Annotated in this window: 22 protein-coding genes and 1 tRNA gene; 10 read left to right on the forward strand and 13 right to left on the reverse strand. The window is 66.1% G+C overall.

Features of this window, described 5'->3' with window-relative positions:
• Positions 1-56 precede the first annotated feature (56 nt).
• The 4 genes from bufB (at position 57) to OE647_RS12055 (ending at position 2,581) form a co-directional block, all read left to right on the forward strand.
• Positions 57-917 carry an MNIO family bufferin maturase gene (gene bufB / locus OE647_RS12040; protein WP_263721978.1) on the forward strand — a complete coding sequence of 287 codons (861 nt, stop codon included), beginning with the start codon at positions 57-59 and terminating at the stop codon, positions 915-917.
• Positions 914-1,657, forward strand: a complete 744-nt coding sequence (locus OE647_RS12045) for an HvfC/BufC N-terminal domain-containing protein (RefSeq protein ID WP_263721979.1) — start codon at positions 914-916, stop codon at positions 1,655-1,657. The genes bufB and OE647_RS12045 overlap by 4 nt, the downstream gene beginning before the upstream one ends.
• Positions 1,654-2,205, forward strand: a complete 552-nt coding sequence (locus tag OE647_RS12050; RefSeq protein WP_263721980.1) for a DoxX family membrane protein — start codon at positions 1,654-1,656, stop codon at positions 2,203-2,205. Before OE647_RS12045 ends, OE647_RS12050 begins: the two co-directional genes overlap by 4 nt.
• Positions 2,206-2,374: 169 nt before the next feature.
• Positions 2,375-2,581: a cold-shock protein gene (locus OE647_RS12055; RefSeq protein WP_263721981.1), complete on the forward strand. Its 207-nt coding sequence runs from the start codon at positions 2,375-2,377 to the stop codon at positions 2,579-2,581.
• A gap of 43 nt (positions 2,582-2,624) precedes the next feature.
• On the opposite strand, the gene OE647_RS12060 is transcribed toward OE647_RS12055, so the two are convergent.
• The 5 genes from OE647_RS12060 to OE647_RS20145 form a co-directional block, all read right to left on the reverse strand.
• Positions 2,625-2,951, reverse strand: coding sequence for an ArsC/Spx/MgsR family protein (locus OE647_RS12060; RefSeq protein WP_263721982.1), 327 nt, complete (start codon positions 2,949-2,951; stop codon positions 2,625-2,627).
• Positions 2,952-3,048: 97 nt separating this feature from the next.
• Entirely contained in the window at positions 3,049-3,213 is a 165-nt protein-coding gene (locus OE647_RS12065) for a hypothetical protein (RefSeq protein ID WP_263721983.1), read from the reverse strand.
• Between the two features lie 153 nt (positions 3,214-3,366).
• The gene (locus OE647_RS12070; protein WP_263721984.1) at positions 3,367-4,989 is read right to left on the reverse strand and encodes a BCCT family transporter; all 1,623 of its coding nucleotides are present in this window, start codon (positions 4,987-4,989) and stop codon (positions 3,367-3,369) included.
• Between the two features lie 531 nt (positions 4,990-5,520).
• A tRNA-His gene (locus OE647_RS12075) sits at positions 5,521-5,597 on the reverse strand.
• Between the two features lie 113 nt (positions 5,598-5,710).
• On the reverse strand, positions 5,711-6,616 hold the full coding sequence (locus OE647_RS20145) for a bifunctional helix-turn-helix transcriptional regulator/GNAT family N-acetyltransferase (protein ID WP_318527944.1): 906 nt from the start codon (positions 6,614-6,616) through the stop codon (positions 5,711-5,713).
• A 100-nt stretch (positions 6,617-6,716) separates the two neighbouring features.
• Here OE647_RS20145 and OE647_RS12090 point away from each other — a divergent pair, with 100 nt between their 5' ends.
• On the forward strand, positions 6,717-6,929 hold the full coding sequence (locus tag OE647_RS12090; protein ID WP_263721985.1) for a DUF6324 family protein: 213 nt from the start codon (positions 6,717-6,719) through the stop codon (positions 6,927-6,929).
• Here OE647_RS12090 and OE647_RS12095 read toward each other — a convergent pair.
• Entirely contained in the window at positions 6,904-7,371 is a 468-nt protein-coding gene (locus tag OE647_RS12095; protein ID WP_263721986.1) for an MmcB family DNA repair protein, read from the reverse strand. The two genes, OE647_RS12090 and OE647_RS12095, sit on opposite strands and share 26 nt — an antisense overlap.
• A gap of 348 nt (positions 7,372-7,719) precedes the next feature.
• On the opposite strand from OE647_RS12095, the gene rimO reads away from it, so the two are divergent.
• The 3 genes from rimO (at position 7,720) to OE647_RS12110 (ending at position 10,999) form a co-directional block, all read left to right on the forward strand.
• Positions 7,720-9,105 carry a 30S ribosomal protein S12 methylthiotransferase RimO gene (gene rimO / locus OE647_RS12100; protein ID WP_263721987.1) on the forward strand — a complete coding sequence of 462 codons (1,386 nt, stop codon included), beginning with the start codon at positions 7,720-7,722 and terminating at the stop codon, positions 9,103-9,105.
• 192 nt (positions 9,106-9,297) lie between these two features.
• Positions 9,298-10,473 carry a glycosyltransferase family 87 protein gene (locus OE647_RS12105; RefSeq protein WP_263721988.1) on the forward strand — a complete coding sequence of 392 codons (1,176 nt, stop codon included), beginning with the start codon at positions 9,298-9,300 and terminating at the stop codon, positions 10,471-10,473.
• Between the two features lie 151 nt (positions 10,474-10,624).
• Entirely contained in the window at positions 10,625-10,999 is a 375-nt protein-coding gene (locus OE647_RS12110) for a hypothetical protein (protein WP_263721989.1), read from the forward strand.
• A 143-nt stretch (positions 11,000-11,142) separates the two neighbouring features.
• Here the strand turns inward: OE647_RS12110 and OE647_RS12115 are convergent, their stop codons facing one another.
• The 3 genes from OE647_RS12115 to OE647_RS12125 form a co-directional block, all read right to left on the reverse strand.
• Positions 11,143-11,505 carry a YigZ family protein gene (locus OE647_RS12115; protein WP_263722038.1) on the reverse strand — a complete coding sequence of 121 codons (363 nt, stop codon included), beginning with the start codon at positions 11,503-11,505 and terminating at the stop codon, positions 11,143-11,145.
• Positions 11,506-11,553: 48 nt separating this feature from the next.
• Positions 11,554-11,832 (reverse strand): DUF6455 family protein, encoded by a 279-nt coding sequence (locus OE647_RS12120; RefSeq protein WP_263721990.1) that lies wholly within the window; start codon positions 11,830-11,832, stop codon positions 11,554-11,556.
• Positions 11,833-11,905: 73 nt separating this feature from the next.
• Entirely contained in the window at positions 11,906-12,628 is a 723-nt protein-coding gene (locus OE647_RS12125) for a M48 family metallopeptidase (RefSeq protein ID WP_263721991.1), read from the reverse strand.
• A gap of 132 nt (positions 12,629-12,760) precedes the next feature.
• Here OE647_RS12125 and OE647_RS12130 point away from each other — a divergent pair, with 132 nt between their 5' ends.
• Complete coding sequence (locus OE647_RS12130; RefSeq protein WP_263721992.1) at positions 12,761-13,009, forward strand: hypothetical protein; 249 nt, start codon at positions 12,761-12,763, stop codon at positions 13,007-13,009.
• A 69-nt stretch (positions 13,010-13,078) separates the two neighbouring features.
• Here the strand turns inward: OE647_RS12130 and OE647_RS12135 are convergent, their stop codons facing one another.
• Genes OE647_RS12135 through OE647_RS12150 form a run of 4 tightly spaced genes read right to left on the reverse strand, consistent with a single transcriptional unit; the run spans position 13,079 to position 17,318 of the window.
• Positions 13,079-13,867: an FAD binding domain-containing protein gene (locus OE647_RS12135; protein WP_263721993.1), complete on the reverse strand. Its 789-nt coding sequence runs from the start codon at positions 13,865-13,867 to the stop codon at positions 13,079-13,081.
• A gap of 11 nt (positions 13,868-13,878) precedes the next feature.
• Positions 13,879-16,251, reverse strand: a complete 2,373-nt coding sequence (locus OE647_RS12140) for a xanthine dehydrogenase family protein molybdopterin-binding subunit (protein ID WP_263721994.1) — start codon at positions 16,249-16,251, stop codon at positions 13,879-13,881.
• Positions 16,252-16,264: 13 nt separating this feature from the next.
• Complete coding sequence (locus OE647_RS12145) at positions 16,265-16,750, reverse strand: (2Fe-2S)-binding protein (RefSeq protein ID WP_263721995.1); 486 nt, start codon at positions 16,748-16,750, stop codon at positions 16,265-16,267.
• 28 nt (positions 16,751-16,778) lie between these two features.
• Entirely contained in the window at positions 16,779-17,318 is a 540-nt protein-coding gene (locus OE647_RS12150; RefSeq protein ID WP_263721996.1) for a CoxG family protein, read from the reverse strand.
• 148 nt (positions 17,319-17,466) lie between these two features.
• On the opposite strand from OE647_RS12150, the gene OE647_RS12155 reads away from it, so the two are divergent.
• Complete coding sequence (locus OE647_RS12155) at positions 17,467-18,141, forward strand: response regulator transcription factor (RefSeq protein WP_263721997.1); 675 nt, start codon at positions 17,467-17,469, stop codon at positions 18,139-18,141.
• The last annotated feature ends 17 nt before the right edge of the window (positions 18,142-18,158 follow it).

The following is an 18,158-nucleotide window of genomic DNA, read 5'->3' on the forward strand; positions in this document are numbered from 1 at the left end:
GTTCCCCCCGCGTCCCGGCGCGGGGGGCCGTCCGCGAACGAAAGGGGGCCGACGCGATGGACCCGACAACCCGCCACCTCCCGCAGCGCCCCGGTGTTGGCTACAAGCCCCAGCACTTTTCGAACATTATTGCCGGTGCAGACCCGGTCAAATGGCTTGAGATCCACGCAGAAAACTACATGGGCGACGGCGGGCGCCCCATCGCCCAGCTGCGCCACCTGGCCGAACGCTTTCCGATCTCGGTTCACGGTGTCGGCCTGTCGATCGGCGGTGAAGGGCCGCTCGACCGGGAGCATCTGGCCCGGCACAGGCACCTGAACGACTGGCTGAACCCGGCGAGTTTCTCCGAGCACCTCGCATGGTCCACCCACGGGGCGGAGTTCCTGAACGATCTCCTGCCGCTGCCCTATACCGAGGCGACGCTGACGCGTGTCGCCGATCACATCGACGAGGTCCAGGAGGCTCTGGGGCGCAGGATGCTTCTGGAAAACCCCTCGGTTTACCTGTCCTTCAGCGGCTCCCACCTCGATGAGATCGAGTTTCTGGGCGAACTTGCCCGCCGCACCGGCTGCGGCCTCCTCTTGGATGTGAACAACGTCTACGTGTCCTGCACCAACCGGTGCACCAGCCCCGAGGACTACATCGACCGCTTTCCGCACGCCTTGGTCGGAGAGATCCACTTGGGCGGCCATGACGAGGATCGCGACGATTCCGGCCGGCCTTTGCTGATCGACGCCCATGGGTCAGAGGTGGTCGATCCCGTTTGGCAGCTTTACGCGCGCACGATCGAACTCGGCGGCCCCAAGCCCACGCTGATTGAATGGGACAATGATGTGCCCGACTGGCCGGTTCTCGCGACAGAGGCCCACCGCGCGGCCCGAATCCTTGACCCTGTGCTTGAGAGGGTGACCGCATGACACAGTCCGAGTTCCGCGCGGCCCTCCTTGATCCCGAGGGTCCGCTTCCGGCCGGCCTTACCGACCCGGAAGGGCGTCCGGCGCCAAAGCGTTTCAACGTCTACCGCAACAATGTCACCGTATCCCTGACCGAGGCGTTGCGGCAGGCGTTTCCCGTCGTCCGCGCCCTTGTGGGGGAGGAATTCTTTACCGCCATGGCGCAGGTTCATCTGCGCGCGCACCCGCCCCGGTCGCCGCTTCTGATGTTCTACGGCGAGGACATGCCCGCATTCCTTGAAGGGTTCGCGCCGGTCCGGCACCTGGGATATCTTCCCGACGTCGCGCGCCTCGAACTGGCCCTGCGGCAGTCCTACCACGCGGCGGAAGCGCCCCCGATGCCTTCCGAACTGTTCGGCGCGCTGGGACCTGATCGCCTGATGCGCGCCCGGATCGTCTTCGTCCCCGCCGTGCGTCTGATCCGGTCGCGCTGGCCCGTTCATGCGATCTGGGCCGCGAACGCCAGGGGAGAGGCCCCGCCCACCGCCGCAACGCCGCAGGACACGCTGATCACGCGCCCCTCCTACGACCCGGAACCGGTCCTTCTGCCGCCGGGCGCGGGCAACTTCGTCGCCGCGCTCCTTGCTGGCGCGCGCCTGGGTGAAGCGATCGAGCAAGGCCCTGAGTTCGATCTGACCGCAACCCTGACGATCCTGATGGCGCGCGGCGCCATCGCCCAGATCCAGGAAGGAGACGCCCCGTGAAAGCCATCCTCGCCCTTCATGACCGCGCCGCCGCCTTGCTAGACCGCCTGGCGCCCGGCGCGTTGCCGACGCTCGCCCGCCTCGGCTTTGCGGGGGTCTTGCTCGTCTACTTCTGGACCTCGGCCCGCAGCAAGCTGGGCGAAGGCCCCTTGGGTTTTCTGAACCCCAGAGACGGGGCCTATATCCAGATCTTTCCCAAGACGGTTGCCGCAGTGGGCTACGATGTGAGCCAGTTGAGCCTTTTCCATGACCTCGTGGTCCTTGCGGGCACGCTCGCGGAACTGACCCTGCCCGCCCTGATTCTGGTGGGGTTGTTCACCCGGCTGGCGGCGCTTGGGATGATGGGCTTCGTCGTCGTGCAAAGCCTGACCGACGTTTATGGTCACGACGTCGCGGGCGACGATCTGGGGCGCTGGTTCGACGCGGCCTCGGATGCGCTGATCCTTGATCAGCGGGCACTCTGGATGCTCCTGCTCGCGGTGCTCGTCTTCCTCGGGGCAGGACCGCTGTCGCTGGACCGGCTTTTGCGCCGTCGCAGTGGCCACTGACTTTGCTGTCAAAATCCTTGATTTTTTATCGAAATCGCTCATCCTTCACCCGCGTGACCGCAGACTTTCTACCGCTCCCTCGTTTCGGGGCAGCCGGACTGACTGAAAGACCTGGCTGCACGATCCGCCGGCAATCTCGCAGGCGGAGAACTAAACAGGGAGTAAACGGATGGCCACCGGCACCGTGAAATGGTTCAATTCGACGAAGGGTTATGGCTTCATCGCCCCCGACGATGGCGGGAAGGACATTTTCGTCCATATCTCCGCGGTCGAGCGGGCTGGCTTGAAGTCGCTGAACGACAACCAGAAGGTTTCCTACGAGCTCCAGTCGGGCCGCGACGGGCGGTCCTCGGCCTCGGACCTGAAGCTTCTCTGACCTTCACGAATCGGCTTGTAGCGGCCCGCCTGGCGGGCCGCTTTCATTTGAGGATCAGGGCCTTGCTCTCGGGCGTCCAGCCAAGCGCGAGGACCCCGTCACGTTCCAGAACGGGCCGCTTCATCAGTGCCGGATGCGCCGCAAGCAAATCCGCGGGATCGCGCTCGCGCTCTTCAGGCCCAAGCGCGCGCCAGGTGGTCGAGGCGCGGTTTGCCAGCCTGTCCCCGAACGCGGCAAGGAAGCGGGAAATATCCGCCGATTCAAGCGGTTCGGCGCGGACATCGCGGAAGGTGACGGACAACCCCGCCGCTTCGATCTCTTTGCGCGCTTTCCGGCATGTATCGCAGTTGGCGATTCCGTAGAGCATCATGGGGTGGCCCTTCCCAAGTCGTCAGACGCATCGGCATATCAGCCGAGTCAGGCCGGAACAAGCCGAACGGATCGTGGCGGCCCGGCACTGCGCGACGCTAGAACGCCTCCTCGACCAGGCGCAGTTCCCGGTCGCGCACGACCTTCATGATCCCGCGATCCTTGTGGTAGTCATCGACCATCCGCTCGCACCCCGCTGTGGTGAAGAAGGCGACGGTCAGAAGCAGGAATGTCAGGTCAACGTGTGAAAGGGGTCGGGGCACTTTCGGCAACTCTCAACGAGGTCCACGAAGGAAGGCTCTCACGTCGCCGCAGGTGCTACAAGAGGCCGCGTAGGCCCCGTCGCCCCGCAAAGGGAGGGGCCGCCGATCCTTTCGGTTAGCTGCCCCAACGCGCAGGCTGGAAGCGGCGGGCCGTCAGGCCCTCTCGCCTCCACGACGGGCCGCCCCGATCATCATGACCACCGCGACCAGCATCAAGGCCATGATCGCCGAGAAGGGAACCGCGCCGACGATCATCACATCGCGAATCGAGGCGACCCCGCCAACGGCCATGACCGCGCCCGTGATGGCGGCGATCACCACCGCCCAGAGCATGGAATGCATCGGCGTCTCGGCAAGATCGCTCCCCGCCGCGCCGATCGACTTGATCGCGATGATCGCGGCGGTGGTGGAGGCGACGATCAGGACGAGGAACAGAAAGACGAGTACCGCCTTGATCACCAGCGCGCCCTCGGGCGCAAGCATCAGGTCAACCGCCTGGTAGATGCGGAAAGCATGCTCCGCCGCCAGGATCTTGCCTCCGGCTGTTCCGTCCCCTTCCAACAGAAGCGCCGAGCCCCCCGTGCCCGCGAACCAGACGAAGCACATCGCGGTGGGCACGAACATGGCGCCAAGGATGAACTCCCGCAGGGTTCTTCCGCGCGAAATCCGCGCGAGGAACACGCCGACGAAGGGCGCGAAGGCGATCCACCAGGCCCAGTAGAAGATGGTCCACTCGCCCTGCCAGGCGCGCTGCTCTGCCGCGACGGCAGAGGCGCCCGGATCATAGAGCGTCGTGATCAGCACCGGCAGTTGCGTGAAGTAATCGGCCGAGGCCTCAAGAAGCAAACCGGCGACCCGCGTTCCGCCGCCGAAGGCGACAAAGACGGTAAGCACACAGAACGCAAGCGCAATTCCGAACTGAGATGTCCATTTGATGCCCCGCTCCACCCCCGAAACGACGCTGGCGATCGCGATGGATATCGCGACGACCAGCGCGGTCAGCAATGCGGTCAGCGGCGGGTTTCCGGCTTGATCGGCGAAAAACCTGCTTCCCGTCAACACCGACAGGCCCGAGCAGATCTGCTCCAGCCCCAGCACGATCGTCGTCGTGATCCCGGCGATGATCGCCAGAAGCGAGATGATGTCGATCAGGTGTCCAAGCGGACCTTCCAGCCTGTGCCCGAAGAGCGGCGTCAGCGCGGAGCGCATGGTCATCGGCTGGTTGTACCTGTGGCAGGCGAGCCCCAGCGCCAGTCCCGTCACCGCGTAGCAGGCCCAGGCCGACAGTCCCCAGTGCAGGTAGACGAAGCGCAGCGCCGAGACGGCTTGCTCCGACGGGCTCAGCTTAGTCGCGGCCCCGAGGTTCTCCGGGTTCCGGACGAAATGTGAGACCGGCTCGCTGACAGAAAAGACGAGGATGCCGACGCCGATCCCGGCGCAGAACATCATGCAAAGCCAGGCAAGGGTGCTGTGTTCGGGGATCGCACCGTCCGGTCCAAGCACGATCCGGCCCGCCGACGGCAAGACCACCAGGAGCAGGCAGAAGAAGACGAACGCCGCCATCAGATAGATGTACCAGCCTCCGAAAAGGCTCAGCGTCAGCGTCCGAAGCGTTCCGATCGCCGCGCCCGAGGCCCCTGGAAGAAGCACAAGCAGCGCGACCAGAAATAGAGTGATCGTCTTGGTGGCCATCGCCACAACGGGGTTAAAGCCCTGGTAGAAACCCTGGCCGACCGTATGGATCTCTAACCTTGTAATGTTGCCTTCGAAGGCCATGTGAAGCTCCCTTCCGTGGGAGTCACTCACCGGCCGCGATTGCCGCGACCTTCACCCCCGCCCGAAAGAGTCCGACTCAATTGTCGCAGAAATGTTTGAGCAGGCGCCTACGCGCCGCGAGCGCGGAAGAAGGCAGATCTGCACGCAGTTCACCGCAGGGCGCAAGATCGGATGCTGAGCAGCGGGCAGGAGGTCTGACCCGCAACCGGAGATTTTCGTCCGCGCCTCCGTATGATCTTCACGCGGGTGGCGTCCTCATGCGGGCCGTCGCCGCGTACCGCGCCGCCAGCCGGCAAGGGTGCCTCTTAGAACACCACGATCGGACCTGGTTCGGCGGTTCCATGCATCTGCGCTCTTATGGGACACACAGAAAGCGGCGACAGGTAGCCTGGGGCGCTAGATGGCACGGGTCTCAGCCACGTCACATGCGAAAGTCAGCCGTTCGAGGACGCCCGAGCGAACCCTCTCGCGAGCCCGACCTCAGGCGAGTCGCGGACCCGCGGAAAAGCGATGTAATTTCGGGGGGAAGGATGGTACCGCCTCCCCGGCTCGAACGGGGGACCCCCAGATCCACAATCTGGTGCTCTAACCAACTGAGCTAAGGCGGCACGACCGGCGTGCGGTGCGCGACCGATTAGGGCTTTCGCGCGTCGGGGTCAACCGGAAAATCGGAACCAATGCCCATCGGCACCTCTCTCCGCATCAGATGGGGGCGCCACCCTCACAAGTCCAGTTCCCAGATCTGATCGATCACCGAGCGGCCGAAGGCCTGCGCGGGTTGTTGCCCCGTCATGCGGAACCCGGTGGCGGCGTAAAGCCCACAGGCGGCGGCGTGGCTCTTGTGCGTCCACAGGACCATCCGGTTGTAGCCGAAGGCGCGGGCGTGGTTCAGGCAGGTCTCCAGCATCCGGCGGCCAAGGCCGATTCCCCTTGCCTTGGGCTCCAGCAGGAAGAGCCTCAGCCGTGCGGTATCCGCATCCTCATGGACGCAGAAGATCGAGCCCAGACGCTCCGCGCCCCGGCAGGCGATCCAGGCGCGATCCCGTCCGGCAACGCGCGTCGTGAGGAACCCGGCGACGATTCCGGCCACCAGCGCCTCGAAGCTGAGGTCATAGCCTTCGTCCCTCGCGTAGAGCGTGCCGTGACGCTGGGTGATCCAGCCCGCATCCCCGGCTTGAAGATCGCGCAACGCCACCTCTTCCGCCCGGATCGGCGCGGCATGGCGGGCGGCGTCCAGCAAAACCAGGCGGCCCGCCTCAGGCATCCGCGTCAGCCGGGCGGCGATATCGGCGCGCGAGGCCGCCTCAAGCCGCGCCATCGCGGCACGCCCGGCATCTGTCATCGCGATGGTGCGCCGGCGCCCATCCTGCGGATCGGGTGGACGGGACAGCCAGCCGTGCTGCTCGAACTGGCCCAGGATGCGGCTCATGTGGCCCTCATCCATCCCCAACCGGCCCGAGACCTCGCGGGCGGAGCCGCCGCCCCCTAGCGCCAGTTCGAACAGAACGCGCGCCTCGGCCACACCGAGGCCCGAGCCGAGGTAGTTGCGCCCCAGAAGGCCCAGCGCGCGCGTCCAGTCGCGGTTGAGCGCGCGCACCAGGTCGATGTCGTCGGCAGGGATGTCCATGCCCGAGCTTGGCGCAGATACTTGCGTTTCGCAAGTATTTCCGCGCTTGCCTTGCCGCGCGCCTCTCCCCTAAACGCAAGGCAAGACATGGAGGGTCCCGATGGGCATCGACAAGGAAAGCGAAATCGCCGCCAATCTTCAGATCGGCCCGACCTCGCTCGGCATGGTTCGCATCTACATCGAGGCGGAAGGCGTCGAACTGCCGCTGGATTTCGACCCCGAGGAAGCCGAGGAGATCGCCGAGGAACTGCGCGCGGCGGCAGAGGCGGCGCGGGGCGTTGGCGACGCTAAGGGGAAACCCCGGACGCGGTGACGCCCGGATCGCGGTAGCCTTGCAGCCGAAGGGCTGCGTGGCGGGCGAATTTCTGCACCATCACCTTGCGCCGCGCCCCGGCCAGCGGGCTTGGCGCGGGCATCCGGACGATCTCTGCGTCGTAGGCGTCGGCCAGGATCAGGCCGGTTTCCTCCGGCAGAAGCTCCACCGGAAAATTGGCGTCCACCGCCCAGAAGAAGCGGTCCGCCCATTCCAGATAGTTGCGCCACTTGCGGTCGGAGGTGAAATCGGCCCGGCCCGACTTGCACTCCACGATCCAGATTTCTCCCTTCGGCCCAAGCCCCATCACATCGACCCTGAGGCCGGGCGACGGCACCAATTCCTCGACCGTCGCGAAGCCGTGATGCAGCAGGTGGCGGCAAACGCCTCGCGCCAGGATCTGGCCGGGTAGCAGCGCGGAAAGGGACGAGGTCTCGGTCATGGAAAAAATATGAACGAAACATGAACACCTGTCTAGCCCCTGGCCAGGATCTGGCCAGCGCCGTCGCAGCATATCATCGACAGCCCCATTCGCGGGGGGGCTTGCGCGCGCCGCCGCGCCGCCCTACTTTTCCAGATGGCGGGTTCTGCCCCTCTCGTGTCGGGCCCTTTTCCAGTGGCCGATAATCATTTCCGAGGGAGCTGGCTCTGCGCGGATCGTGGTCCGCGTACCTGGCGCCCACCTGGTAAGTCCAGGCTCTCGGGAAAATCACGTCCGCACGGCTGCCGCGGTTCCCGCCACCCCGCCCTCCCCCTAGGCAGCAGGCCCGGGCCGCGCTATATCGCGCGCATGTCCCAGAACCCGCCGAACCTTCGCCCCGACCTTGCACCGAAGCCCGTCTTCGATACCCCTGCCCGCCCCGGACAGCCCCGGATCGGCATGGTGTCCCTTGGCTGCCCCAAGGCGCTGGTCGATAGCGAACGCATCCTGACCCGGCTTCGGGCCGAGGGCTACGCGATCAGCCCCGACTATGACGGCGCGGACGCGGTCATCGTGAACACCTGCGGCTTCCTCGACAGCGCCAAGGCCGAAAGCCTTGAGGCGATCGGCGAGGCGCTGGCCGCCAACGGCCGGGTGATCGTCACCGGCTGCCTGGGCGCGGAGCCTGAATACATCACCGGCGCCCACCCTTCGGTCATGGCCGTCACCGGCCCGCATCAATACGAACAGGTGCTCGACGCGGTCCATGTCGCCGTACCGCCCTCGCCCGACCCCTTCGTGGATCTTCTGCCCGCGACCGGGGTGAAGCTGACGCCGCGCCATTACAGCTACCTCAAGATCTCCGAGGGTTGTAACCACAAGTGCCGCTTCTGCATCATCCCCGACATGCGTGGGCGTCTTGTCAGCCGCCCCGCCCATGCCGTGATGCGCGAGGCCGAAAAGCTGGTCGAGGCGGGGGTGAGGGAGCTTTTGGTCATCAGCCAGGACACCTCGGCCTATGGCGTGGACATCAAGCACGCGGCCTCCTCGGGGCGCGACGGGCGCGAACACCGGGCCCATATCACCGACCTCGCGCGCGACCTTGGCAGTCTCGGCGCCTGGGTCCGGCTGCATTACGTCTACCCCTATCCGCATGTGCGTGACCTGATCCCGCTGATGGCGGAGGGGCTGGTGCTGCCCTATCTCGACATTCCCTTCCAGCACGCCCATCCGGAAACGCTCAAACGCATGGCCCGGCCCGCCGCAGCCGCGAAGACGCTGGACGAAATCGTCGCCTGGCGCGCTGTCTGCCCCGAGATCACGCTGCGTTCCACCTTCATCGTCGGCTACCCCGGCGAAACGGAGGAGGAATTCCAGACGCTCCTCGACTGGATGGATGAGGCGCAGCTCGACCGCGTCGGCTGCTTCCAGTACGAGAATGTCGAAGGCGCGCGGTCGAACGCGCTGCCCGATCACGTCCCCGACGAGGTCAAGCAGGACCGCTGGGAACGGTTCATGGAAAAGGCCCAGGCGATTTCGGAAGCCAAGCTCGCCGCCAAGATCGGCACCCGGCAAGAGGTCCTGGTGGACAGCGTGGACGATGAGGGTGCCACTTGCCGCACCAAGGCCGACGCGCCGGAGATCGACGGCAACCTCTTCATCGACGAGGGGTTCGAGGGACTTGCCCCCGGCGATCTCGTGACGGTCGAGGTTGACGAGGCCAGCGAATACGACCTCTGGGGCCGCGTCGTCTGAGCATTCCGTTCACAGCCTTCGAAGCGCCGCGTTGCCACGAGGACACCAATCGCCCCCCGCGAACGCGGGGCGGGCAACTGACCGCTTTCGCTGCCGGCCGGAAGCGGCCAAGATCGCTGCCGAAACGGGCTGGACACGGGTCTGGCACCATCCCAGCAACCGTGGCTTGCCGCTGAGGTGACGGACATCTCGATGAATTTCATTCAAACCATCGAAGGCTGGATCACCCGCGAACGCATTCGCATCCTCTGCATTCTGATCGTCCCGGCGCTTTTGTTGTTCGACCTGATCCAGATATGGTCCAACGCGGCCATGTTCGGCCGTTTTCCCTACGGTCATGATTTCGTGGCTTTCTGGTCCGCGGCTAGGCTGGCTGTCGAGGGCCAACCCGGAGCGGTCTACGAACCCTCGATCTATTTCGCGATGCAGGAAGAGCTTATCCTGCGTGGCGGCGTATTGCCGTGGTTCTATCCCCCGACATTCCTTGCCGCCCTCATGCCGTTGGGATTCTTCGGTTTCCCTGCGGCTTGGGTGATCTTTTCAGGCGTGGGCATCGGCGGCTTGGCTCTCGCCGCGCGTCCTTTCCTCAAAGGGCAGGACCGCATCGGCTGGGCCCTTCTGCTCGGCGCCCCGGTCATGGGGTTGACGCTGGTGCAGGGGCAGAACGGCGCGATCGTCGCCGCGCTTATGCTGGGCGCTTTCGCGGCGCGCGCAGCTGGTAGGACATGGCTGGCCGCCGTTCTGATCGCGGCACTCACGATCAAGCCGCATCTCGCAATCCTTATCCCGGTCGCGCTCCTGGCAGCCCGCGACTGGAGGCTCATCTGGCGGGCCGGTCTTGTCACGCTGATCTTCCTCGCCGCGCCTTGTGCGGTGTTCGGGACCCAAAGCTGGACGCTGGCTTTCCAGCATCTATCCAAAACCGGGTGGATCTTCGCGGAGCGCGAAACGCTGGTCCAAATGGTGACGATATACGCGGGCGGACGGCTGATGGGCCTGCCTGCGGAGTTCGCCACCGCCTTGCAAGTGGTCTCGGCGGGTTTGGCGGTGATCTTCGTCTGGCGGCTCTGGCGCGACCCGAGGGTCCCGGGCGAGTTGAAGCTGGCCGGACTTCTGATGGCGGCGCTCCTCGTGCCGCCCTACGGGTTCCGCTACGACATGGTCGTGACGCTGGCAGCGACGCTCCTGATCGCGGGGCAGGCGCAACGGCAGGGTTGGATGCCGGGGGAACGGCTATGCCTTGCCGCGCTATGGCTCTTGCCGCTGGTGCTGCCGAATATCGCCGACGCCAGCAACCTGCCGGCAGGGTTCGCATTGTTGCTGCTGGGCCTGTGGTCGGTGAGGCGCCGCGTTTCCGACCTGCCGTAGCGGCGCACGGGCAGTACGCCCTCCCCTTGTCTGCCCAATGCAGCCCGTCGCCGCGGCGTCGGATCTTTTGGCGGTTGTCGAAAATGTAATCGGGTGTATCGTCCGCCGCAGGGACCGGGACAACCCGGCCCGCGCGAACAGGGGAAGATAAATGAGCATATCCAAGAACTTCTTGGCGATCGCGGTCGCCTATCTGCTGGTCGGCATCGCCATTGGCATGCACATGGGGGCGTCCGGCGACCACACGCTGGCGCCGGCGCATGCCCATATCAACCTGCTGGGCTTCACCTTGATGACGCTCTTCGGCCTTGCCTATCGCGTCATTCCTGCGATGGCGAACGGCGTCCTGGCCAAGGCGCATTTCTGGCTGCATCAGGGGGGGGCGCTCGTGCTTCTGGTCATGCTGATCCTGCTGCTGACCGGGAACATCGCGGAGGCCCAGATGGCGCCGCTCGCCCCGATTGCGGAAATCGCGATCTGGATCGGCGTGGCCTGCTTCGGCGTCAACGTCCTCAAGAACGCCTGACCACCTAGGGCACCCACCTGTCCGCCTCTGCCTTATCGGGCCGGAAGGCGGGCAGGTTTCACCCGGTACGACCGATCCTCCTTGCGGATTACCCGGCGCCGGACGCCGGAAACGTATCGGCAAATAGGGCGCCCAAGCCCCCCTCACCGCGTTTCGGAAAGGTAGATCCGCACGGCTTCGGCGACATGCCGGAAGCGGTCGCCGCCCAGTTTGACCCCGCCATACCAGCGCGTGACGACAATGATGTGATTGGTCAGCCCTTCACGCTCAAGCATCCGCAGGATGACCGCGCCAGCGCCCGCCTCACCATCGTCGTTCTTCTGCGGATCGGGCTGCCCACCATCATCGAAGAGCACCGCCCAGGTGTTATGCGTGGCCTTGGCGAATTTCTTCGTGCGCTTGAGTTCGGCAAGAAAGGCCGCAGCCTCCGCACGGTTCGACACCGGCCCACCCGAGACGGCATATTTCGACCCGCGGTCGCTCAGCACGTTTTCCAGAACTCGCATGGCGGCCGGATAGACCGTCATGCGCCGCGTTTCAAGCGGGCGCGGCCCTCAGACCAGCCCGCGAAGCCCCTCCAGCACCGCGCGGTTCGCACACCAGTCGGGCGCGGCCTCCTCGGCTTCGGGGTGTTCGTGGCGCCGGCCTGAACCGTCCTGGCATTCCCGGCAGGATTGCAGCAATGCCACGAAATCCTCAACCGTCAGCAGCCCGCCGTGAATGGCGCCGCCCAGATCGACGCCATGACGCTCGGCGAAATCCGGGGTCAGGAAATAGGGCAGTTCTGGCAGGCCGCAGCTTTGCGGGGCGCGGGCATCTGCACTCTTCACCATGCGATCCTCCTCGAAGGCATGCTCATGATAAGAGCAACCTGCCACGAATGACCGCAATGATCCAGATCAAGCCTCAGGGGCAGCCGATATCCGTGGAAACCCGGTCGACTGTTGCGATTCTCTGACCATTAGGCGGGTGAGATCCCAGAAAACGGTTGCCCGGATCGGGGATACGGGCGAAATAGGCCGCCCCGCGGCGGGCGCTGTAGCCCGCGGCGCAGCTCAGGACCGTTCCCAGCGCGTCGGCCTCAAGCTCATGATTCTTTGAATAGACCCGCGATCCGACCGTCGCGCCCAGATTCTGCGCCAGTTCGACCGTCCCCTGGCTGGCGCCCGCGAAGGTGGCCGCCAGCCCGCCGAACATCGCGCCCGCCAGCGTCGTCTGCTGCTGGCGCGGAATGTGGTCGGCCATGTGATGGGCAGCCTCGTGGCCAAGGACAAAGGCCAGTTCGTCGCGATTGCGCGCTTCCGCGATCAAGGCCGAGGTGAAGGCGATCACCGGGCGCCCGGCGCCGTCGCGCGTCTGGAAGGCGTTCGCCGGCTGACCGGGGCGCGCATCGACCGAAATCTTGTAGTCGCAATTCAGCCCGCGCGTACGCGACCGGCATTCGGCCTCGATCACCGGCTCCATCCGCGCCAGCACCTCGGCGAAGTTCGCCTGCGCTGCCGCGACCCCCAGCGGGGCCCCCACGGGCGCGGCGGGCACGACCGGATAGACGGCCTCTTCCATCGGCCCCATGCAGCCCGACAGAGCCAGCGCCGCAATCAGCGAGAGAGTGTAGGCTTGCCCGCGCATCCGCGCCTCCTGATGGTGTCGTGGCGCCGTAGATAGCGCCGCGCGGGACGCTTCGAAAGGGGCGACCAGCGGCCTCGGCAAAACCTCGCAAGGGCCATTGCCGCCGCCCGGGGCGCGCGCTACGCTTGGCCCATGTTCACCATCGAGCACGACTTCGACGCCACCGTGATCACCCTCGTCGATGAGGGCAGCCCTCATCTGGAAGAGGACGTGACGATCCAGGCCTTTGAGGAATGCGTCACCATCGAGCAATACGATCCGCGCCAGGATGAGGTCGTGAAGATCGTCATGTCGATGGCGCAGGTCCGCGAGCTGGCCGCCGCCCTCGATCTACCCGAAGGGGTCTACCGGCTCTCGCCGCGCAAGGCGCCCAAGCCCTAGGGTTCACGGGCCGCAATGCAAAACGGCCCCCGCCATCGGGCAGGGGCCGCGTGATCTCATGCGCCGGGATCAGGCCGCGCGCACCGCGCGCTGGGTCATCACCTTCACGAGGTTGGCGCGATAGGCCGGCGTGCCGTGCAGATCGCCCACCATGCCCTCCGCCGGGACCGACACGCCCTCGATCGCCTCGGCCGAGAAATCGGCCGACAGCGCCGCTTCCGCCTCGCTCCAGCGGAAGACGCCGTTTTCGGACGCCCCGGTGACCGCCACCCGGACGCCGTTCGCGGTCTTGGCCACGAAGACGCCTGTCAGCGCGAAGCGTGAGGCGGGCTGCTGGAACTTGGCATAGGCCGCGCGCTGCGGGATCGGGAAGCGCACCTCGACGATGATCTCTCCGGGCTCAAGGGCGGTGGTGAAGAGCCCCTCGAAGAAGTCATCGGCCGCTATGGACCGCGTGTTCGTCACGATCGTCGCGCCCGATCCCAGAACCGCCGCCGGATAGTCCGCCGCCGGGTCGTTGTTGGCCAGAGAGCCGCCGATGGTGCCGCGGTTGCGGACCGCCGGATCGCCGATGTTGCCGGCAAGCGCGGCCAGGGCCGGATACTTGGCCGCTGCCTCCGTCGCGACCACCGCATGAGGCGTCGCGCCGCCGACGCAAAGCGCGCCGTCAGTGCCGGTGCAGACCCCGCGCATCTCGGCGATGCCGGTCAGGCTGACCAGCGCTGAGGGCGCGGCCAGGTGCTGCTTCAGCGAGGGGATCAGCGTCTGCCCACCCCCCAGCGCCATGGCGTCTTCGCGCGACAGCGCCTCGACGGCCTCGGCCACGGTCTTCGGTTTTTCGAAGTCGAATGCATACATGGCCCGTCTCCTTACCCTTGAATCGCCGCCCAGACCCGCGCGGGCGAGACCGGCATGTCGATATGCGTGACATGGCTGTGGCCGCCGCGCTGAAGCGCGTCGATCACCGCGTTGACCACCGCCGGGGGTGACCCGATGGCGCCCGCCTCACCGCAGCCCTTGGCGCCAAGGGGGTTGTGCGTGCATGGCGTCTGGCAGGAATAGTCGACGTTGTAGAAGGGCACGTCATCGGCGCGCGGCATCGCGTAGTCCATGTAGGATCCGCTCAGCAGCTGGCCGTTTTCGTCGTAGACCGTGTTTTCGCAAAGCGCCTGGCCGATCCCCTGGCCCACGCCGCCATGCACCTGCCCTTCGACCACCATCGGGTTCATGATGTTGCCGAAGTCGTCCGCGCAGTGGAAGGCGACCACGTCCACCTTGCCGGTGTCTGCGTCCACCTCGACCTCGCAAATATAGGCGCCCGCCGGGTAGGTGAAGTTGGCGGGGTCGTAGAAGGCCGTCTCCTCCAGCCCCGGCTCCAGCGTCTCCAGCGGGTAGTTGTGGGGCACATAGGCCGAAAAGGCGATCTCGCCAAAGGTCTTGGCCTTGTCGGTCCCGGCCACCGTGAAGCTGCCGTTCTCGAAGGCGATGTCCTCTTCGGCAGCCTCCAGCATGTGGGCGGCGATCTTCTTGCCCTTGGCCACGATCTTGTCGATCGCCCGCGTCACGGCCGAGCCGCAGACCGCAAGCGAGCGCGACCCGTAGGAGCCCATGCCGAAGGGGATCTTCGAGGTGTCGCCATGGACGATCTCGACGGAAGCTTCCGGCACGCCGAGCTTGTCCGCCACGATCTGGGCAAAGACGGTCTCATGCCCCTGCCCGTGGCTGTGGGCGCCCGTCATCACGCTGATGTTGCCGGTGGCGTTCACCCGCACGGTCGCCGCGTCGTAGAGCCCCACGCGGGAGCCGAGGATGCCGACGAGGTGCGAGGGCGCGATGCCGCAGGCCTCGATCCAGGTCGAAAGCCCCATGCCGCGCAGCTTGCCCTTGGCAGCGCTGGCCGCCCGGCGCGCCTCGAAGCCCGCGACATCGGCCATCGCCATCGCCTTGTCGAGCGTGGCATGGTAGTCGCCGGTGTCATAGGCAAGCCCGACGGGCGTGGTGTAGGGGAACATGTCCGTCGTGATGAAGTTCTTGCGCCGGACCTCGAACGGGTCGAGGCCAAGTTCCCGGCACATCTTGTCGATCACGCGTTCCAGCGAATAGGTGGCCTCTGGCCGCCCCGCACCGCGGTAGGCATCGACGGGGGCGGTGTTGGTGAAGACCGTCTTCACGTTCACGTAGACGTTCGGCACCTTGTAAGGTCCCGCCATCAGCGTGCCGTGCAGGAAGGTCGGCGTCACGGTGGCGAAGTTAGACAGGTAAGCGCCGACATTCGCCATCGTCTCGGTACGGAAGGCGATGAAGGTGCCGTCCTTTTCGCAGGCAAGCTCGATCCTGGTCACATGGTCACGGCCATGCGCGTCCGAAAGGAAGCTTTCGGACCGCTCCGCCGTCCAGCGAACCGCCCGGCCCAGCTTCTTGGCCGCCGTCAGCACCACCGCCTCTTCGCCGTAGTGATAGATCTTCGACCCGAAACCGCCGCCCACGTCGGGGGCGACCACGGTCAGCTTGTTTTCCGGGATGCCAAGAACAAAGGCCGCGATCAGCAGCCGCGTCAGGTGCGGGTTCTGGCTGGTGGTGGTCAGCTTATAGTCGCCCGTGCCAGGGAAATATTCCCCGATCGAGGCGCGCGGCTCCATCGCGTTCGGGACCAGCCGGTTGTTGACCAGCTCCAGCGTGGTGACATGCGGCGCGTTCTTGATCGCCTCGTCCACGGCGGCGCGGTTGTCCTCGATCCAGCCCCAGTCGTAGCAGAGGTTGTCGGGGATCTCCTCATGGACCCGGTTCGAGGGGTCGGCCACGGCGGCCGCCATATCGACGATCGCCGGGAGTTCCTCGATATCGGCCACGATCGCCTCGGCGGCTTCCTTGGCCTGGGCATAGGTCTCCGCGATGACGACGGCATAGGCGTCGCCGACGTGGCGGACCTTGCCGTGGGCCAAGGCGGGGCGCTTGGGCTCGCGCATGGGCGTGCCGTCGCGCGAATTGATCAGCCACCCGGTCGGGTTGCCGCCCACGTCCTTGAAATCCTCGCCCGTCAACACCGCCAGTACACCCGGCATCGCGGCCGCGTCCGCGGTGTCGATCTTGTTGATACGTCCGTGCGCGACCTGGCTGCGGACGAAGACGGCATGCGCCTGCCCCGCGATCGCCATGTCGTCGGTATAGTTTCCGAGCCCCATCAGGAAGCGCACGTCCTCGCGCCGCTTCACGCTGGCGCCGATGCCATGATCCTTCGGCATGTTCTCCCCTCCCTTACTCGGCGGCCAGGCCGCTCACGTCCTGACCGGACGCGGCAAGCACCGCCTTGACGATGTTGTGGTAGCCCGTGCAGCGGCAGATGTTGCCCTCAAGATAGTGGCGCACATCGGCCTCGGTGGGCTTGGGGTTTTCGGCCAGAAGGGCGGCCGCCGACATCACCATGCCGGGCGTGCAGAAGCCGCACTGAAGCCCGTGATGATCCTGGAACGCCTGCTGCACACGGCCCAGCGTCCCGTCGGGATTGGCCATCCCCTCGATCGTCGTGACCGAGGCGCCCTCCACGTCCGAGGCAAAGACGGTGCAGCTTTTCACCGGCTGCCCGTCCACATGCACCACGCAGGCGCCGCATTGGGACGTGTCGCAGCCGACATGGGTGCCGGTCAGGCCCAGCCCCTCGCGCAGAAAGGCGGACAGGAGCGTGCGCCCCTCCACCTCACCGGAAACGGCACGGCCGTTCACGGTCATCGTGACCTTCGTCATTCCTTCCTCCCTTTGTGTCGCTTCGGGCTCAGGCGCCGGTCAGGCGCCGGAACCAGCCTTTCTTCTTCTCGCCGCCCTCGGCCGCGTCCTCGCCAGCCCCACCCTCTGCCGCGGGCTCATCCGTAGCGGGGGCTTCGACCGCCCCCTGAAGGCGCGCGAAGAACTCATCGGCCAGCTTGCGGGCGAACCCGTCGATGATCCGGCTGCCAAGCTGGGCGAGCTTGCCGCCCACGGCCGCCTGGACCTCGTAGCTGAGATTAGTGCCCTCGCCCTCGGGATCAAGCCGAACCTTGGCGCCACCCTTGGCAAACCCCGCGGGGCCGCCCTTGCCCTCGCCGCTGATCGTCAGGCTCTGGCCCGCGACCACGTCGGAGAATGTCACGACGCCGGTGAAGCGTGCCTTGACCGGGCCGACCTTCTGCACGACCACCGCCTCGAACCCTTCATCGGCAGAGCCGCTGATGCTTTCGCATCCCGGGATGCAGGCTTTCAGGACCTCCGGGTCAAGGATGGCCGCCCAGACCTGCTCCGGCGGCGCGGCGATGGCACGAGTGTCTTTGAGTTCCATGTCGTCCTCCCCTTCCCGGCCCACGATAGTCCGGCCGGCGCGGGCTGGCTATCTGACCATGGTCGTAGTCCCCTAAGACCAATGGCGCGGGTTACAGCGGCAAGCCGCACTGCTATCCTGATCCGGTAACACAGCCGGGAAGCAAGCCATGACCATGCATTCGGCGCTGATCATCGACGATCACCCCCTGTTCTGCGATGCGCTCGCCATGACGCTCAAGGCCTTTGTCGGCATCGGCCGGATCGAGACGGCGGACCGCCTTGAACAGGCGATCGACCGGCTGGGCGAAGGGGCGCTGCCCGATGTCGTTGTCCTGGACCTGAACCTGCCGGACGTGAACGGGATGGAGGGGCTGGTGCGCATCCGCCGGGTCGCGGGCGCGGTCCCGGTGGTGGTCGTTTCCTCGATGGCCGACGCTCGCGTGATCGGCGCGGCGATGAAGGCGGGGGCGGCCGGCTTCGTGCCCAAGCACAGCCAGCGCGAGGTCTTCCGCGCGGCTTTCGACGCGATCGCGGAAGGGCGGCCCTACACGCCCGAAACCTATGTACATGTCGCCGACAGCGGCTCCGACACGCCGCAGGAGGAGGCATTGAAGCGCCTGTCGCTGCTGACCCGGCAGCAGGCGCGCATCCTGCAACTGATCTGCGAGGGCAAGCTCAACAAGCAGATCGCATGGGAGCTGTCGATCGCGGAGACCACCGTGAAGGCCCATGTCACCGCGATCATGCGCAAACTGGGCGTCTTCAGCCGCACGCAGGCGGTCCTCATCGCCAAGGAGGTCGATTTCGCGGCGCTTCTGACGGAGCAGGGTCCGGGCGCTTGACACGGCCGAAACCCGGC

The sequence above is a fragment of the Albidovulum sediminicola genome (genome assembly GCF_025751575.1).
Taxonomy (GTDB): Bacteria; Pseudomonadota; Alphaproteobacteria; order Rhodobacterales; family Rhodobacteraceae; genus Albidovulum; species Albidovulum sediminicola.